A 15403-nucleotide genomic window follows, 5' to 3' on the forward strand; every position below is an offset into this window, starting at 1 on the left:
CATGATTGGGTGGTCAGTTCCATGCGTGGGTGGGCACGGCGCGTTACCGTCGAGGTGATGGAAGGCGTAGGCCAGCAGGACGAGGAGCGGGTCGCGGCCGGGGAAGCCGGTAGCGACCCGCCGGCTGTCGTCCACCGGCGGGCGCTCGCCCTGACCGAGTACCTGTTGGCCGTGCGGGCGTTGCTGGACAAGCCGGTCCACACCGTGCCCACCACCGACGCCTACTGGCAACATGACCTGCCCGAGTCCGAAGACTGCGCGCTGGGTCCGCGCCACCCGGGTGGCAGCTGGTTGCGCGTGGGCCGGCCGGAGCCGCCGACTCCACCGTCGATACCGACCGGGTTGCTGCGCCACCTGGCCTGGGACCTGTCCGCGACGGCGCCGCCTACGCTCGGTGACGCCGCGCCGGAGGAGGCGCGCGCCGAGTTCACCACCTGGCACGAGCAGGAGTGGGCGCCCTGGTCGCGGGCGCACCTGCGTGCCGAGGCGGCGCGGCGCCTGCACGACCGGCTCTACGACCTGCGGTACCGCGTCGACATCGACGCCGCGCGGGTCGAGCTGGTCTGGGGGCATGTGGTGCTGCGGCACGCGGGCATCGAGTACCCGCTGCTGGCCACGCCGGTGGCGATCGAGTACGACCCGGACGCGGCCGTGGTCACGGTCGTGCCGCAGGGTCCGGCCCGCCTTCAGGCGGACGCCCTGGCCGAGGTCGACGAGCGCCGCATGGCCGACCTGATCGACCTCGGCGGGCCCGGCGGGCAGGTCGACGTCGACCCATGGGATCCAGCGGAACGGCAGGATTTCGCCCGCCGTGCGCTGCGCCGCCTCGGGCTCGACGCGACGGTGTGGACGGGGCTCGGCGAGCCGCCGGGAAGCGGCCACGTCTACGACACGGGCGTGTTGTTCGTGCGCCCCCGCCAGCGGATGGTCCGCCGCTTCCTCGAACGCCTCCGCGACCGCCTGGCGAGCGATTCCGGCGCGGCCGTCGGCGCGCTCGCCGCCGTGCTCGCGCACGAGCCCAGCAAGCTGCGGATGCCCGACGACGATCCCGCCGACTGGGCCCGCGTCGGTGAGCGGCTACTCATGCCGATGGCCACCAACGACGCCCAGGAGTCGATCGCCCGCCGCCTCGCCGCGCACCGGGCGGTGGCGGTGCAGGGCCCGCCGGGTACCGGCAAGACCCACACGATCCGCAACCTCATCTGCCACCTGGTGGCGCACGGCAAGCGGGTTCTCGTGCTCGCCCAGAAGGAGGATCCGTTGCGGGTCCTCCGCGACGGCCTGCCGGCCGACATCCAGCCGCTGTGCCTCGCCGTGTTGGGGCGCTCCGCCGATCAGCTCGTGCAGCTTCAGGTCGCGGCGCGCGAGCTCTCCGACCGGGCGGCGACGCTCGATCAGGAGGCCGAGGCCGCGTGGGTGCGCCGGCTGATCGCCGACATCGAGGCCGCGGAGACCGGCTTCGCGCAGGCCAGATCGTTGCTGCTCGACGCCGCCGAGCGCGAGGCCGCGACCTATGAGGGACGCGGCGCGGGCGAGGTCGGCGAGTGGCTGCGCCGGCACGAGGCCGACAATCTGGTACCGGATGCCGTGCCGCCCGGCACTCCGCCGCCCCTGGACGCGGCCGACTTCACCGTGCTGGCCGACCTCGCGCGGCGCATCTCGCCGGCCGACCGCGCGGCGGCGCTCGCGCCGCTGCCCGAAGACGGCGTGCTGCCGAGCGGCGAAGAGATCGCCGCGGCGAAAGACGCGTTGCGCGACGCGCGCAAGGTGGTCGACGCGCTGCGCGACCGCGGTCTGTCCATTGAGGGTGTACGCCGCCTCGGCGCGACCGCGATCGACGAGCTGGCCGGTGCCCTGCGCGGCGCGGCCGACGAGCTGACCCGGCGCGAGGGGAGCTGGACAGACCGGCTCGGCCAGCTCATCCGCGACCCGAGCTGGCGCGTGGTGTGGGACGAGCACGTGGCGGCGTGCCAGCAGCTCCTCACCGAGCTGGCCCGCCGCACCGCGTTCGTGGCCGGCCGCCGCGTCACGGTCCCCGAGCCGCACGCCGCCCAGCCGCGCAAACTGCTCACTCAGCTCAGCGAGGTGCGGGCGCGGTACGCGGCCGGCAAGCCGGTGCGCCGCCTCACGCACGCCGAGCTCGCCCGGTTGGTCGCCGAGGTCCAGGTCGACGGCGAGCCCTTACGCACCACGGAAGACGTCGACCTGGTGGTGGCGACCGTCCAACGTGAACAGTTGCGCCAGCAGCTGGCCGCTAGGTGGGAGGAGTGGCGCACGCGCCTCAACGCCCCTGTGTCGGAGGTTGGCTCGGAACCTGAGCTGTGGGCGGGTCGGCTGCTGAGTGTGGCGGTGGAGGCGCTGGACTGGGAGAGCCGCCGCTGGCCCGCTCTGCGCGCGACCCTGGTCGTCGCGCACCCGCGCTGCCCGGCCGATGTCGACGCCCGCCGTCTCGCGGAGCTGGCTGGCGAGGTCGAGGCCGCCAGCAACGTGTTCGTGGCCGACCGCTTGGCGACGGAACAGGCCGAGATGACGGGCTGGCTGCGGTCCTTGGATGGCCAGCCGGCGTTGGTGGCGGCCTGGGAGCGGGGCGACCTGGCAGCCTGGGACGCCGAGCTGGCCGAGCTCCGTCGACTGTGGATGCTGCGGCCCGATGCCACCCGTTATGCGGCCCTGCACGCCCAATTGGCGACCGTGGCACCGCAGTGGGCCGCGACCATCGACAGTGGAGTGACGCCGGCAGACGGTGCCGCGGCGCTCCGGGCGTGGTCGTGGCGTCAGGCGCAGACCTGGTTCGACGGCGTGGTGGGCGATGTCGACGGTGCCGACCTCGGTCGCCGCTTGGAGCGCGCCCGCGACCAGATCCGCCGCCTCACCTCCGACCTGGTGGTGTCGTCGGCCTGGCTGGAGGTATCGCTCACCCTCGACGACCGTCGCAAGGCGGCACTCGCCGACTGGACCGCCGCGCTTCGCAAGATCGGCAAGGGTACCGGCAAGAGCGCGGCCCACTGGCAGGCGGCCGCCCAGCGTGCGATGTCCGAGGCCGTCACCGCGGTCCCCGTCTGGATCATGTCGATCGACCGCGCGCTGGAGCAATTTGCCGGTCAGCCACCGATCTTCGACGTGGTGATCGTCGACGAGGCGTCGCAGGCCGACGTGTTCGCCCTGCCGGTGCTGAGCCTGGCCCGGCGCGCCGTCGTGGTGGGCGACGACCAGCAGATCGGCCCGCAGCTCGTGGGCGTACCGGGCGAGCGCGTCAACGCGCTGATCGCGACCCATCTGAGCGGGGTACCGTCCGCCGAGCACTTCGACACCGAGAGCAGCCTGTACGACCACGCGGTGCGGCGGTCACCGCAGCGGATCCTGCTGACCGAGCACTTCCGCAGCGTGCCGACGATCATCGGCTTCTCCAGCTCGGCGTACTACGACGGCAAGATCCAGCCACTGCGCGCCTCGCGGAGCGGGCTCGACGCGTCGGTGGTCGCGGTGCACGTGCCCGACGGCCGGCGGCAGGCGCTGCCCGAGTACGGCGAGGTCAACGTGGCCGAAGCCGAGGCCCTGGTCAAGCGGGTCGCCTCGATCGTCGCCGACCCCTCATACGCGGGCCGCTCGCTCGGCGTGGTCAGCCTGCTGTCGGGCAGCGGGCAGGCGGCGTACCTGTTGCACCGGTTGCGCGAGGAGATCGGCCCCGACGAGTTGGAGCGCCGCGAGATGCGGGTCGGCGACCCGTACACGTTCCAGGGCGACGAGCGCGACATCGTGCTCGTGTCGATGGTGGTGGCCAGCGCCGACGGCGCGATCGGCGCGTTCACCAAGCGCGACTTCCACCGCCGGGTCAACGTCGCCGCCTCCCGCGCCCGCGACCAGATGTGGGTCTTCCACTCGGTGACGCTGGCCGACCTGCACGCCGACGACGCCCGAGCCGCCCTGCTCGCGTACGCCCAACGCCCGCCGGCCGCCCAGCCGGTGGCGGGGGAGCCGGTGACCGACTTCCAGCGGGCGGTGCTGCGCCGGCTGACCGAGGGCGGGCTGCGACCGGTGCCGCAGTACCGGATCGGCACGTTCACCGTCGACTTCGTGGTGGCCGCGCCGGACGGACGGCGGCTGGCGATCGAGTGCGACGGCGACAGTTACCACGGAGCGGAGGCGTTCGCGCACGAGCTGCGCAGGCAGGCGATCCTGGAGCGCGTCGGCAACTGCGTCTTCGTACGCCTGCGCGCCAGCTCCTTCCACCGCGACCCGGACGCCGCCCTCCACCCGGTCTGGACCCGAGCGGAAGAGCTGGGCATCGTCACAACCCCCACCCGCTCCCCTTCGTGATCAGGGCGTCCCTCAAGTCGCTCTAACGACTTCAGGGACGCCCTGATCACGGGGCGTTAGGGGGTGGCGGCGTCCAGGCGGCCCTGGATGGTGTCGGCTTCCGGGTCGCGGCCCAGGGTGCGCAGGGTGTCAGCCAGGGCGTAGCCGGCGCGGTACCACAGGTTGGTGCCGTGCTCCACGGACTCGAAGACCTGGCGCAGCAACGGCTCCGCCGCAGGTTCGTCGAGCAACTCCGCCTGGGTGAGACGCGCGTCGGCGGCGTTGTCGGCGGCGCCGATCCGGTCGTACCCCTCTGCCGCACGCCCAGCCAGCATCGCCGCTTCCGCACGCCGTCCCATGCGATCGGCGAGCGCGGACCGGTCGTAGTCGAGCCCCGCCGCGTGGAACACGACCGCCGGCTCGGCGGACGGCAGCGGGATCAGGGCGGTCTCGACCGCGTCGAGCAGCCGGGCCGTGTCGTCGAGCTGGCTGGCGTACCGGGCTGACCGGGCCGCTTTGCGAAGGGCGCGCACACTGTCCAATGGGGACTCGGCAGTCTGGTAGGCGGTGGCGGCCGCCTCGTAGGCCGGCACCGCCTCGCCGTCCCGGTCGGCGGCTTCGAGCACGTCGCCCTCGTCTTCGCGGAGCCGCGCCAACCCGTACGGGTCGCTCTCGCCAGCGGCGATGTTGGCACGAACCAGATCGAGTGCCGCGTCCAACTCGCCGATCTGGCGGTAGGCGCTGGCCAGTACCTGCCGGGCGCGGGGCAGCTCGGCGGCCACCTCGGAGCCGGGCAGCGCGGCCACGGCCTCTTCCGCGGTCTCGGCCGCCTCGTGGGCACGGCCACTGTTCAGGTACGCGATGGCGAGCTCGATGCGCGCGAGCGCCGGCGGCTCGACCGCGCCGTACACGGTGAACTCCGCGACGGCCTCGACCAGATCGGGCACGGCCTCGGCGGCGCGCGGCCCGGCGGCGAGCAACCGTCCACGGTGGAATCGTGCCTCGGCGGCCATGGGCCCGCTGGTGAGCGCGGCCGCGTCGGCGTACGCGTCGACGGCGCCTTCGATGTCGTCACGGTGCAGCAGCAGGCCGCCGAGGCGGAACGCCGCGTATCCGCGCTGCATGTCGTCGGCCGCCTCGGTGGCCTGGACGGCGCGCAGCTCGGGCTCGGCCTCGTCGGCGCGGTCGAGTGCGAGCAGTACGGTGGCGCGCAGCAGCCGCATCTCGACACCGATCTCCGGAGTGCCGGAGAGCTCGACCAGCGGCTCGGCGCGGTTGAGCACGTCGAGCGCCTCAGCGGGCCGGCCGGCGGCCAGCTGCATGGCGGCCAGCGAGATGCCCCAGCCGGCACGGGTGGCCGGATCGCCTTCTGTGAAGAGCCTCCGCAGCGGCTCTTCACCGGTCGCGACGCCCTCGTCGACCTCGCCGAGCTGGCACAGCAGCATGCCGATGCGGGCACGCGAACGGCGTACCCGGTAGTCGTCATCGAGGTCGGCGTGCGCGGCCAGCGACTCCCGCCAGGCGTCGAGCGCGGCCTGCGGGTCTTCGTCGACGATCTGGAGGCCGTGCGCGTCGAGGAGCCGGGCAGCCTGCGACGGCGTGCGCGCGGCGTCCGGTACCCGATCGGCGAACGCGGCCCAGGCGGCGCGGGCGCCCGCGGCGTCGCGGACCCGCCACCGCTCCTCGGCGTGGTCGAGTAGCGCGTCACCGGTGAGGCCGGGATCGACGGGCGGCGTCTCCACGACGGCGGGCGCGGAAGGAGCGGGCGCCGCCGCCACCGAGCGGCGTTCGACGGCCCGGCGTGCGGTCTCGGACAGCGGCAGATATTCGACCCACGGCTCGGCGGCGATCGTGTTGGCTACGGTGTCGCTCTGCTGCTTGCTGCCGTTGCGGGCGTCGAAGCGTGCGGCGACCTCGGCGGCCAGGTCGGCCATCTCGGCGGCGAGCGCGGCGGCGGCCACCTCCGAACCACGGCGGCTGATCGACAGGTCAGGGTCGACGCGGCGCAGGGTCAGGGCGGCGGTGCTCGCGAACCGCATGACGGCGCGCGGCGACGGCGGGTTGTCGAGCCAGCCGAGGTGCCGCTCGACCAGCTCCAGCGCGCGCACCTCGTTGCCGGTCAGCGCGCAGAACTGGATGTGGTCGGCCACCGACTCCAGCTCGCCCCGGTCGGCACGCAGCGTGCGGTACGCCCGGCGGTGCGCGTCGGCGGCTTCGGTCAACCGTCCGGTGTGGACGTACGCCGGTAGCAGGCTGGTGAGGATGTGCTGCGGCTGCTCGCGGCAGGTCATGCGGCCCTGGAGCACGGGCACCGCGACGCCGACCGCCTCCTCGTAGCGCTGGTGCCGGGACAGGTGCCGCACCTTGCCGGTGGGGTCGCAGCCGATGCAGTCGGAGAGCGCGTCGCGCGGTGCCGCCGACCACAGCCGGAACTGCTCGACCTCGGTGTCGGAGTCGCCCACGTGCGCGGCGATCATCTCCCGGTACCGGTGGACGGCGTGCATGGTGTGCCCGCCCGCTCGCCAGCGGCGTTCCATGTCGTCGAGGATCGCGTACGTGCGGTCGAGCGGGATCTCCGGGAAACCGGTGAGGTTGGAGATCATGTACTTGAAGTACCAGAGCAGCGTGTGGGTGTGGCCGCCGAACCGCTTCGGGTCTTCGTCGTATGTGGACAGGCACCAGGAGAACGGCACGAACGACTTACCCGGCTCCGCGCCGTACTGGTAGGCGTTGACCAGCTCCATCCGGGTGGCGAAGGACAGGTCGAGGTCGTCGGCCGCGTCCGCGTACCGGACCGCCTCTTCGACCACGGTCGTCTTCGCGGCGCCGTACGGCATGCCGTCGGCGCGTGACATCAGCTCGTGGACCTTGTCGGTCATGCGCCGCCTCCCGCGCGAGTGAAGCGAGGGCCAGTCGAACCGGTGCTCACGCCTTCTCCTCCGGTACGGCCTGGTCGATGAGGCCGAGGAACGAGCGGTTCAGCAGCGCGGCGTCGGCCGGCCGGATGGGGTGGTATCCGAGGAGCAGCGCCTGCCCATACAGGCCCTCGACGGCGAGCGTGATGAGCTGTGGATGGTCCAGTGTGGTCATCCGGCGCACGAGCGGGCTGCGGTGGTTGAGAACGAGCTGCGGTCGGGTGTCAGCGGGTTGGTCGAGTGCCCCCAGCACCTGCGACCATAGCGCGTCTGCGCGGTCCCGGGTGGCCCGCAGTTCGGCGGCGAACGCCGCGGAGCGGTCGACGAGATACATGGCGGGCAGTGACGGCGGGTCGAACGCGCGCACCGTGACCTCGCATCCGACCGGATCGAGTGCCTGCTGCGCGATGCTCAGAAAGCCGCGCAGAGCAAGCTCGTCGCCCGGGTCGAGAGTGTCGAACCGAGTGGCCAACTCGGTCGGGTCGAGCCGGGCCACCTCGATGTTCGGGTCGAGCCGGGGGAGCCGTTCGATGATTTCGCTGTCGTACGTGTAGCCGCCGTTGACGATGGCCAGGTCCTGCGCCGCGGCGACGGCGGCGAGCTGGCGAAACTCCTCAGTGGACGCCACGTACCGGATCTCGCCGTACCGCTCGCGGTACTCGGCGAGCGTCATCCGCCCGACGTTGGTCTCGACGGGCAGCCAGCGGTCGACGAGATGGAGGAGTTCGTCGTCGTGCAGCGCGAGCGCCTTGACGCCGAGATGGTGGATCGCCAGGAAGTCGGCGAGCCTGCGGGGCGCGGTGGTGCCGAGCCGCACCAACCAGCCGCGCAGCTGCGCGCCCAGCGCCTCCCGTGTGGACTCCAGCAGGTCGTCGTCGTACAGGGCTTCGCGGTTGGCGGTGGGCCGCAGCTGGCTGGTGTCGACGACGCACCGCACGAAGAACGCCCAGTCGGGCAGCAGTCCTTCGGCGTTCTCGGCGAGCAGCATGCGCTTGAGGTAGACGCGGTGGGTGACGCGTTCGGCCGGGTTGGCGGGGAACGGCAGCACGTACGCGACGCCGATGAGGCCCGCCTCCGGCGATTTCAGCTCCACCACGTCGAACGGCGTGAAGCCGAGCATGTCCTGCGCGTACCCGACGAGCGCGGCGCGGCGGTCGGCACCCGTGCCGTCCCACGGGGCGCCGTCGGACGTGACGCGATCGCCGTCGACCCGCACCTCGTACGGCAGCAGCGCGCCGAAGAGCCGCGCGAGCTCGACGACGGTGGGCGCCTCGAACCACTGCTCGGCGCCGCGCCGTGCGGCCAGCGTGACGGTGGTGCCGGGTTCGGCACGCTCCGAAGTCGCCACCGCTACGCGGTAACGGCCGTCGGCGTACCCGATCCACTCGGTCGTGGGTCCACCGGCCGCGGGCCGCGTGACCACCTTGACCTCGTCGGCGACGAGGAACGCGGACAGCAACCCGATCCCGAACTGGCCAAGGAACTCACCGCGCGCGAACCCGATCTCGTCCCGTTTGGAGCTTCGGCCGATGGTGGCGAGCAGCTCGTGCACCTGTGGCTCGGTCAGGCCGACACCGGAATCGTGGACCACGAGCCGCCCGGGGCCGGTTTCGATGGAGATGGCTCCCGGCGCGTCCGGATCGACCGATCGGCGTGCGGTGATCGCATCGACGGCGTTCTGTAGCAGTTCGCGCACGTATACGCGTGGACTGCTATACAGATGGTGACTGAGCAGGTCGACGATGCCGCGAAGGTCGACCTGAAAGGTTCGGTCCACTGTCTGCCCGCCATTGGGATCTTCGATGAGCGGCCACTCTAGCGCGCGAACTTGAGGTCTCGCCTCCCGGTTCCCGTTGCGGTACGGTGTTGCCCTGCCTTCCTATGGGGGTTCGTAAATGCCTATCCGTAACGCCTTGGCAATGTCCGTGGCTGGGCTGTCTCTCGCAGTAGGTTTCGTCGTCGCGCCCGCTGGACCAGCGGTTGCGCAGCGGGAGGCCGCAGCAGTCGAGGTGGCGCCCGTCGTCATACGTATCGATCCCTCATATCAGCAGCCGTCATTCGAGGGCTGGGGCACGAGTCTTGTCTGGTTCGCGAATATCACAGGCGGTTATCCGGACGAAATCAGGACGAAGCTGGTCGATATGCTTTTTGGCGAGGACGGCCTCCGGCTGAACATCGCCCGCTACAACGTCGGCGGCGGCAACGCTCCGGACGTCCGCAAGGACTACATGAAGGTCGGCGCCACGATGGAGGGTTTCTGGCGCGCGCCCGAAGGCACCACGCGTGCGGACATGGACTGGTGGGATCCTGACAACCCCGATCACTGGAACTGGGACGCCGACGCCAACCAGCGCTGGTGGATCGACCAGATCAAGGACAAAGTGGACCGCTGGGAGTCGTTCAGCAACTCACCGCCGTGGTTCCAGACGGTCAACGGGTACGTGTCGGGCGGCTTCAACGCGAGCGACGACCAGATCCGCACGGACACCGTCGACGACTTCGCCACGTACCTCGTGCGCGTCACCGAGGAGATCGAGCAGCGGCACGGCATCCGGTTCGACACGATCGCGCCGCTGAACGAACCCAACACTCCATACTGGGGCACCCAACTCGGCGCCGACGGGCAACCCACCGGCGGGCGGCAGGAAGGCGCGCACGCCGGTCCGGCCCTCCAGCAACTCGTCGTCCAGGCGACGGCGCGTGCCCTCGAAGGCGCGCGGACCGGCGCGGTGGTGTCCGCTATGGACGAGACCAACCCGGGCACCTTCACCACCAACTGGAACGCCTACACCGCCGAAACCAAGGCGGTCGTCGACCAGATGAACGTGCACACGTACGGCACCGGGCAGCGCACCAGCGTTCGCGACCTCGCCAAGGGAGCCGGCAAGAAGCTCTGGATGAGCGAGGTGGAAGGCAGCTTCCTGACGGGCACCAGCTACACGAGCATGGAGCCGGGCCTCGGCATGGCCACCCGGATCGTCGACGACCTGCGCGAGCTGGAGCCGTCGGCATGGGTCTTCTGGCAGCCGATCGAAGACACCATCCCGCAGGCCGCCGGTGGCGGAAACTGGGGCAGCATCCACGTGCCGTTCAACTGCACCGCGCAGTCCACTCTGGAGACCTGCCCGATCCAGCCGAACACGAAGTTCCACACGATCCGCAACTTCACCCACTACATCCGGCCTGGTGACCGGGTGGTCAAGGTGGACAACAACTCCACGGTCGCCGCACTCAAGCCGAGCGGTTCGGCCGCCACTGTCGTGCACGTCAACAACGAGGCCGCACCTAAGGCGGTCACCCTCGACCTGTCGCTGTTCCGGCACGTCGGACCGTACGCGACCGTCACGCCGGTCGTCACCAGCGCCAGCGGCGCGCTCGTACAAGGCGCGCCGGTGCGCGTCGCCAACGGCGCCGCGACGCTCACCGTCCCCGGAAAATCGGTCACGACGTTTCTGGTCAAGGGCGTCCGCAACGTGGCCAAGGGCGCGGCGCTGGTCCAGGAGGGCCACGTGTACCGCCTGCGTGGTGTGCAGAGTGGACGGTCGCTCACGCCCACGGCGGACGGTGCGGGGCTTGTCATCCGCACCGACGACCCGGCCAGCACCGCGCAGTTGTGGTCGGTGCGGAAGCTGACGGACGGCGTCACCAACAGGGAGCGGTACGAGCTGGTCAACGTCGCCACCGGGGCGCCGCTGACAGCGGGAGTCGGACCACAGTGGATGCTCTCGACCACCGGTGACGGCACGTACACGCTCGTCAACGCCGAGACCGGCCGGCTGATCGACGTCGGTGGCCAGGCAACGGCGGACGGCAGCCCGGTGTCCACGTACACGCCGACGTCCGGCTCCAACCAGCGCTGGACCCTCGTCGACGAGACCGCGCAGAGCATCTCGCCCGTGTCGGCGTACACGGTGCCCGGCCTGCGTCCCACGCTGCCCGACACCGTCACGCCGGTGTACCGCGACGGCGCTCGCGGCAGCCTGCCGGTCGTGTGGACGTACCCGCCGGACGGGCGGTGGCGTAACCCCGGCACGGTGAAGGTCAAGGGCGTGGCCACCGACGTGCTCGGGCGCGAGCTGAAGGCCGAGGCGACCGTCGCCGTCGACACCTTCGGCACGACGGTGCCCGGGCGGGCCAAGACGTACGCCGGCGGGTTGCCCGACCTGCCGGCGACGGTGACCGGCGTCGGCGATCACGGTGCCCGCGTCGAGCTGCCGGTGACGTGGACCGGCGGCGCCTCCTTCGATCAGGTTGGCGTCGTCACGGTCACCGGTGCCGCGCGGGTGGTCGACGGCAGCACCCTGCCGGCGACCGCCCGCGTGCAGGTCACCCCGCCAGCGGAGCGCAACGCGGCACCCGACGACGGGGTGACCGTGGGCGCCACGTACACCGAGTCCGGGTATTCGACGGCTGGCCTGCGCAACGGCAACCGCACGGAGAAGGCGTGGTCGAACTGGAGGTCGGGCACCAAGAACCCGTCCGACACCATCACGTACACCTTCCCCGCGCCTCGCGACGTGAGCCGCGTCGCCACGTGGTTCTACCGGGACGGCTCCAACGTCAGCTTCCCGTCGAGCCTCAAGGTGCAGGTGCTGGACGCGTCCGGCGCGTGGGTCGACGCCAGCGCGGACGTTCCGGTGGGCACCGAGGGCACGGTGGTGGCCGACGTGCCGATCCAGCCGGTCTCGACGACGGGGGTCCGCGTCGTGATGACGATGCGGCCGGGCGGGTACACGACGATCAGCGAGATCGAGGTGTACGCCAAGGCGCCGGGAGTATCGAGTGACGCGGCCGCCGCGTCGATCGCGGTCGACGGCGTACCGGTCGCGGGCTTCGATCCCGACGTCACCGGGTACCGCGTGGTGACCTCGCAGCCCCGCAAGGCGGTCGTGACGGCCACCTCGCGCGACCCGTACGCCACGGTGGCGGTCGACAAGGGAGTGGTGACGGTGACGTCCGAGGACGGCACCGCCACTCGCACCTACACGGTGGAGCTCGTCCGCCGTTAGCCCGTACCACCCCACGGAACTGGTACGGCCATACATTGAGCTGCATCTCTGTAAGGTGGTCCTACGATCCGCCGTCCCCTTGGCGCCTGTCAAGGGGTCCGCTCTCCTCGCCGATCAAGGGCGAATGCACGTGGTTTGATCGCTAACCGCGTGCATTCGCCCTTGATCCATGCGCTTGCCCTTGATCGGCGCGCTGCCGCGCCGTCTCCACGCTTCGCTATAATGGCAGCGTGCTTCGCTATAGAGAAATCGGTGAGAACGATCTCGACGCGGTCGCGGCGATCTTCGCGCACTACGTCACCACGGGGGTCGCGACCTTCGAGACGGTCCCGCCGACCGCCGACGATTGGCGCCGCAAGCTCGCCGGCATCACCGCCCGAGGCCTGCCGTTCCTCGTGGCCGCCGACGGCGCGGATGTGGTCGGATTCGCGTACGCGTCGCCTTGGCGGCCCAAGCCCGCGTACGACCACACCGTCGAGGACACGATCTACCTGGCGCCTGAGCAGACCGGGCGTGGAATCGGCGCGGGCCTGCTCGGCGAACTGCTCGCCCGCTGCGCCGACGCGAAAATGCGGCAGGTCATCGCGGTGATCGCCGACACCGGCAGCGACGCGTCAGCCGCGCTGCATCGCAAGTTCGGCTTCGCTCAGGTCGGGCGCCTCACCGGCGTCGGATACAAGCATGATCGCTGGATCGACACCATCCTGATGCAACGCGCACTCGAACCCTCCACGAGGGAAGGCTTGCGACCATGAGCGCGGGCGCGTTAGCGTTTTAGGCATCGCGCTGGATTTGCTGGCGCGGTCCCGGGTCGAGAGGCGCTGCGACGGGTTGAACCCGCCACGCTCGGCTTGCGGATTTTCGTAGTAAGGGCGCCTCCGTCTGGGAGGTGCCGCTGGTGCTTACCAATGTCGATTTCTCCGTAGCCGATCTGTCCCTGGCCGAGGCCGGCCGTCACCAGATCCGGCTCGCCGAGCACGAGATGCCCGGCCTGATGGCCATCCGCCGGGAGTACGCCGCCAGTCAGCCGCTGCGCGGTGCTCGTATCGCCGGCTCGCTGCACATGACCGTGCAGACCGCCGTGCTCATCGAGACGCTGGTGGCGCTCGGAGCCGAAGTGCGTTGGGCGTCCTGCAACATCTTCTCCACACAGGACGATGCCGCCGCGGCGGTCGTCGTCGGTGCCGACGGTACGCCCGAGAAGCCGCTCGGCACGCCGGTATTCGCGTGGAAGGGCGAGACGCTGGCCGAGTACTGGTGGTGCACGAACCAGCTGCTCGACTTCGCCGATGGGCAGGGTCCCAACATGCTCGTCGACGACGGCGGTGACCTGACAATGCTGCTCCACAAGGGAGTCGAGTTCGAGGCGGCTGGCGCGGTGCCGGCGCCAACGGACGAGGATCCCGAGGATTACCAGGCATTCCTGCGGCTCCTCGCGACCGCTCTCGTCGAGGACCCCCGGAGGTTCACCCGGGTCGCCGCCGCCGTGAAGGGTGTCACCGAAGAGACCACGAACGGCGTCAAGCGCCTCTACCAGCTCGCCGCCGAAGGTGCGCTGCTCTTCCCGGCCATCAACGTCAACGACTCGGTGACGAAGTCCAAGTTCGACAACAAGTACGGCATCCGGCACTCGCTTGTGGACGGCCTGAACCGGGCGACGGACGTCATGCTGTCCGGCAAGCTCGCCCTGGTGTGTGGGTATGGCGATGTCGGCAAGGGCGCGGTGGCCTCGCTGCGCGGGCAGGGCGCCCGGGTGGCGGTGACCGAGGTCGACCCGATCTGCGCGCTCCAGGCCGCGATGGAGGGTCTCGACGTGGTGACGCTCGATGACGTGGTGGAGCGGGTTGACGTCATCATCACCACCACGGGCAACCGTGACATCGTGCTCGCCGCGCACATGGCCCGGATGAAGCACAACGCGATCGTCGCGAACGTGGGGCACTTCGACAACGAGATCGATATGGCCGGCCTCGCACGGGTGCCCGGAATCGAGAAAATCGAGATCAAGCCACAGGTTCACGAGTGGCGCTTTCCGGACGGGCACTCCGTGATCGTGCTGTCTGAGGGGCGGCTGATGAACCTTGGCAACGCCACGGGCCACCCGAGCTTCGTGATGTCGAACTCGTTCACGAACCAGGCGCTCGCGCAGATCGAGCTGTACACCCGGCCAGACGAGTACAGCCGCGAGGTTTACGTGTTGCCGAAGCGCCTCGATGAGAAGGTCGCCCGGCTTCATCTCGACGCGTTGGGTATCCGCCTGACCACGCTGACGGAGCATCAGGCGCGGTATCTCGGAGTGGAAGTAACAGGCCCGTTCAAACCGGATCACTATCGCTACTGAACGGAGTAATGTCTCGGTGATCGACGGTTAAGCGGGGGCCGGTCGCAAGGAGGCTTCCGTGAGCAGATACGTCATCACCATCACACGCGACAACGGCGGTGCCGAGGCACCACACACCACCGTGCGGGTCGACACCTCGACGGGACAGACCCGCATCACCGAACTCACCGTTCGGGCCGGCAACCGCACCGGGCTGGCCCCCGGTGACCTGCCGCCGCTCGACCTGGACCTGTTGGTGCGGGCGCTCACCGCGTCCGCACCAGCACTCCAGGCGCCAACCGTCACCCGCGGGTCCACCGCCCGCAGCGCACCCGCCAGGCAGCAGACCGGTCGGCGCCGTGGACGAGTGCCGGCGGCCGCGTCGGGCAAGCGGGCGTACCGCAGGATGCCTGAGCCGGCCGAGGTCATGGCGGCATACGAGCAGGCCGGTTCGATCACCGGAGCGGCCGAGCACTTCGGGGTGCCGCGCCACACGGTGGCGAGCTGGGCCCGCCGCCTACGCGACCAGGGCTACGCCATCGGCCGCCAATAACCCCACCAAACTCCCCGGTCCGCCCACCCGCGCCTGCGCCGCCAGCGCACGCCCCTTGCCCCGCCGGTCCGCGCCCTTGCGTCGCCGGCCCGCACCTTGCGCCGCCGGGGCACGCGCCTCGCGCCGCCGGCGCACGGGCCTCGCGCCGCCGATCAAGGGCGAATGCACGTGGTTGGATCTCATTTCCGCGTGCATTCGCCCTTGATCGATGCGACCCTGGGGATTTAAGGCTGTTGGGGGGTGTTGGCTGGTGGGTTGCGGCGTTTGGGGTGGCCGGTGTTGGCGGGTCGGCCTTTCCTGATCACGGGTT

Annotated in this window: 7 protein-coding genes; 5 read left to right on the forward strand and 2 right to left on the reverse strand. The window is 70.8% G+C overall.

Going from position 1 to position 15403, the window contains the following annotated elements; genetic code table 11:
• The first annotated feature begins 57 nt into the window (after nt 1-57).
• Nucleotides 58-4317, forward strand: coding sequence for an AAA domain-containing protein (locus QMG73_RS27280; RefSeq protein WP_281900309.1), 4260 nt, complete (start codon nt 58-60; stop codon nt 4315-4317).
• A gap of 56 nt (nt 4318-4373) precedes the next feature.
• Here the strand turns inward: QMG73_RS27280 and QMG73_RS27285 are convergent, their stop codons facing one another.
• Nucleotides 4374-7175, reverse strand: a complete 2802-nt coding sequence (locus QMG73_RS27285; RefSeq protein WP_281900310.1) for an ATP-binding protein — start codon at nt 7173-7175, stop codon at nt 4374-4376.
• A gap of 46 nt (nt 7176-7221) precedes the next feature.
• On the reverse strand, nt 7222-8988 hold the full coding sequence (locus QMG73_RS27290; RefSeq protein WP_281900311.1) for an HSP90 family protein: 1767 nt from the start codon (nt 8986-8988) through the stop codon (nt 7222-7224).
• Between the two features lie 142 nt (nt 8989-9130).
• On the opposite strand from QMG73_RS27290, the gene QMG73_RS27295 reads away from it, so the two are divergent.
• From QMG73_RS27295 to QMG73_RS27310, 4 genes are all read left to right on the forward strand, one after another.
• A complete protein-coding gene (locus QMG73_RS27295) occupies nt 9131-12220 on the forward strand; it encodes a glycoside hydrolase (RefSeq protein WP_281900325.1) in 3090 nt (1029 codons plus the stop codon).
• 230 nt (nt 12221-12450) lie between these two features.
• Complete coding sequence (locus QMG73_RS27300; protein WP_281900312.1) at nt 12451-12975, forward strand: GNAT family N-acetyltransferase; 525 nt, start codon at nt 12451-12453, stop codon at nt 12973-12975.
• Nucleotides 12976-13118: 143 nt separating this feature from the next.
• Entirely contained in the window at nt 13119-14561 is a 1443-nt protein-coding gene (ahcY, locus tag QMG73_RS27305; protein ID WP_281900313.1) for an adenosylhomocysteinase, read from the forward strand.
• 58 nt (nt 14562-14619) lie between these two features.
• Entirely contained in the window at nt 14620-15093 is a 474-nt protein-coding gene (locus tag QMG73_RS27310) for a hypothetical protein (RefSeq protein ID WP_281900314.1), read from the forward strand.
• The last annotated feature ends 310 nt before the right edge of the window (nt 15094-15403 follow it).

It is taken from the genome of Phytohabitans aurantiacus (assembly GCF_027923225.1).
Lineage (GTDB): Bacteria > Actinomycetota > Actinomycetes > Mycobacteriales > Micromonosporaceae > Phytohabitans > Phytohabitans aurantiacus.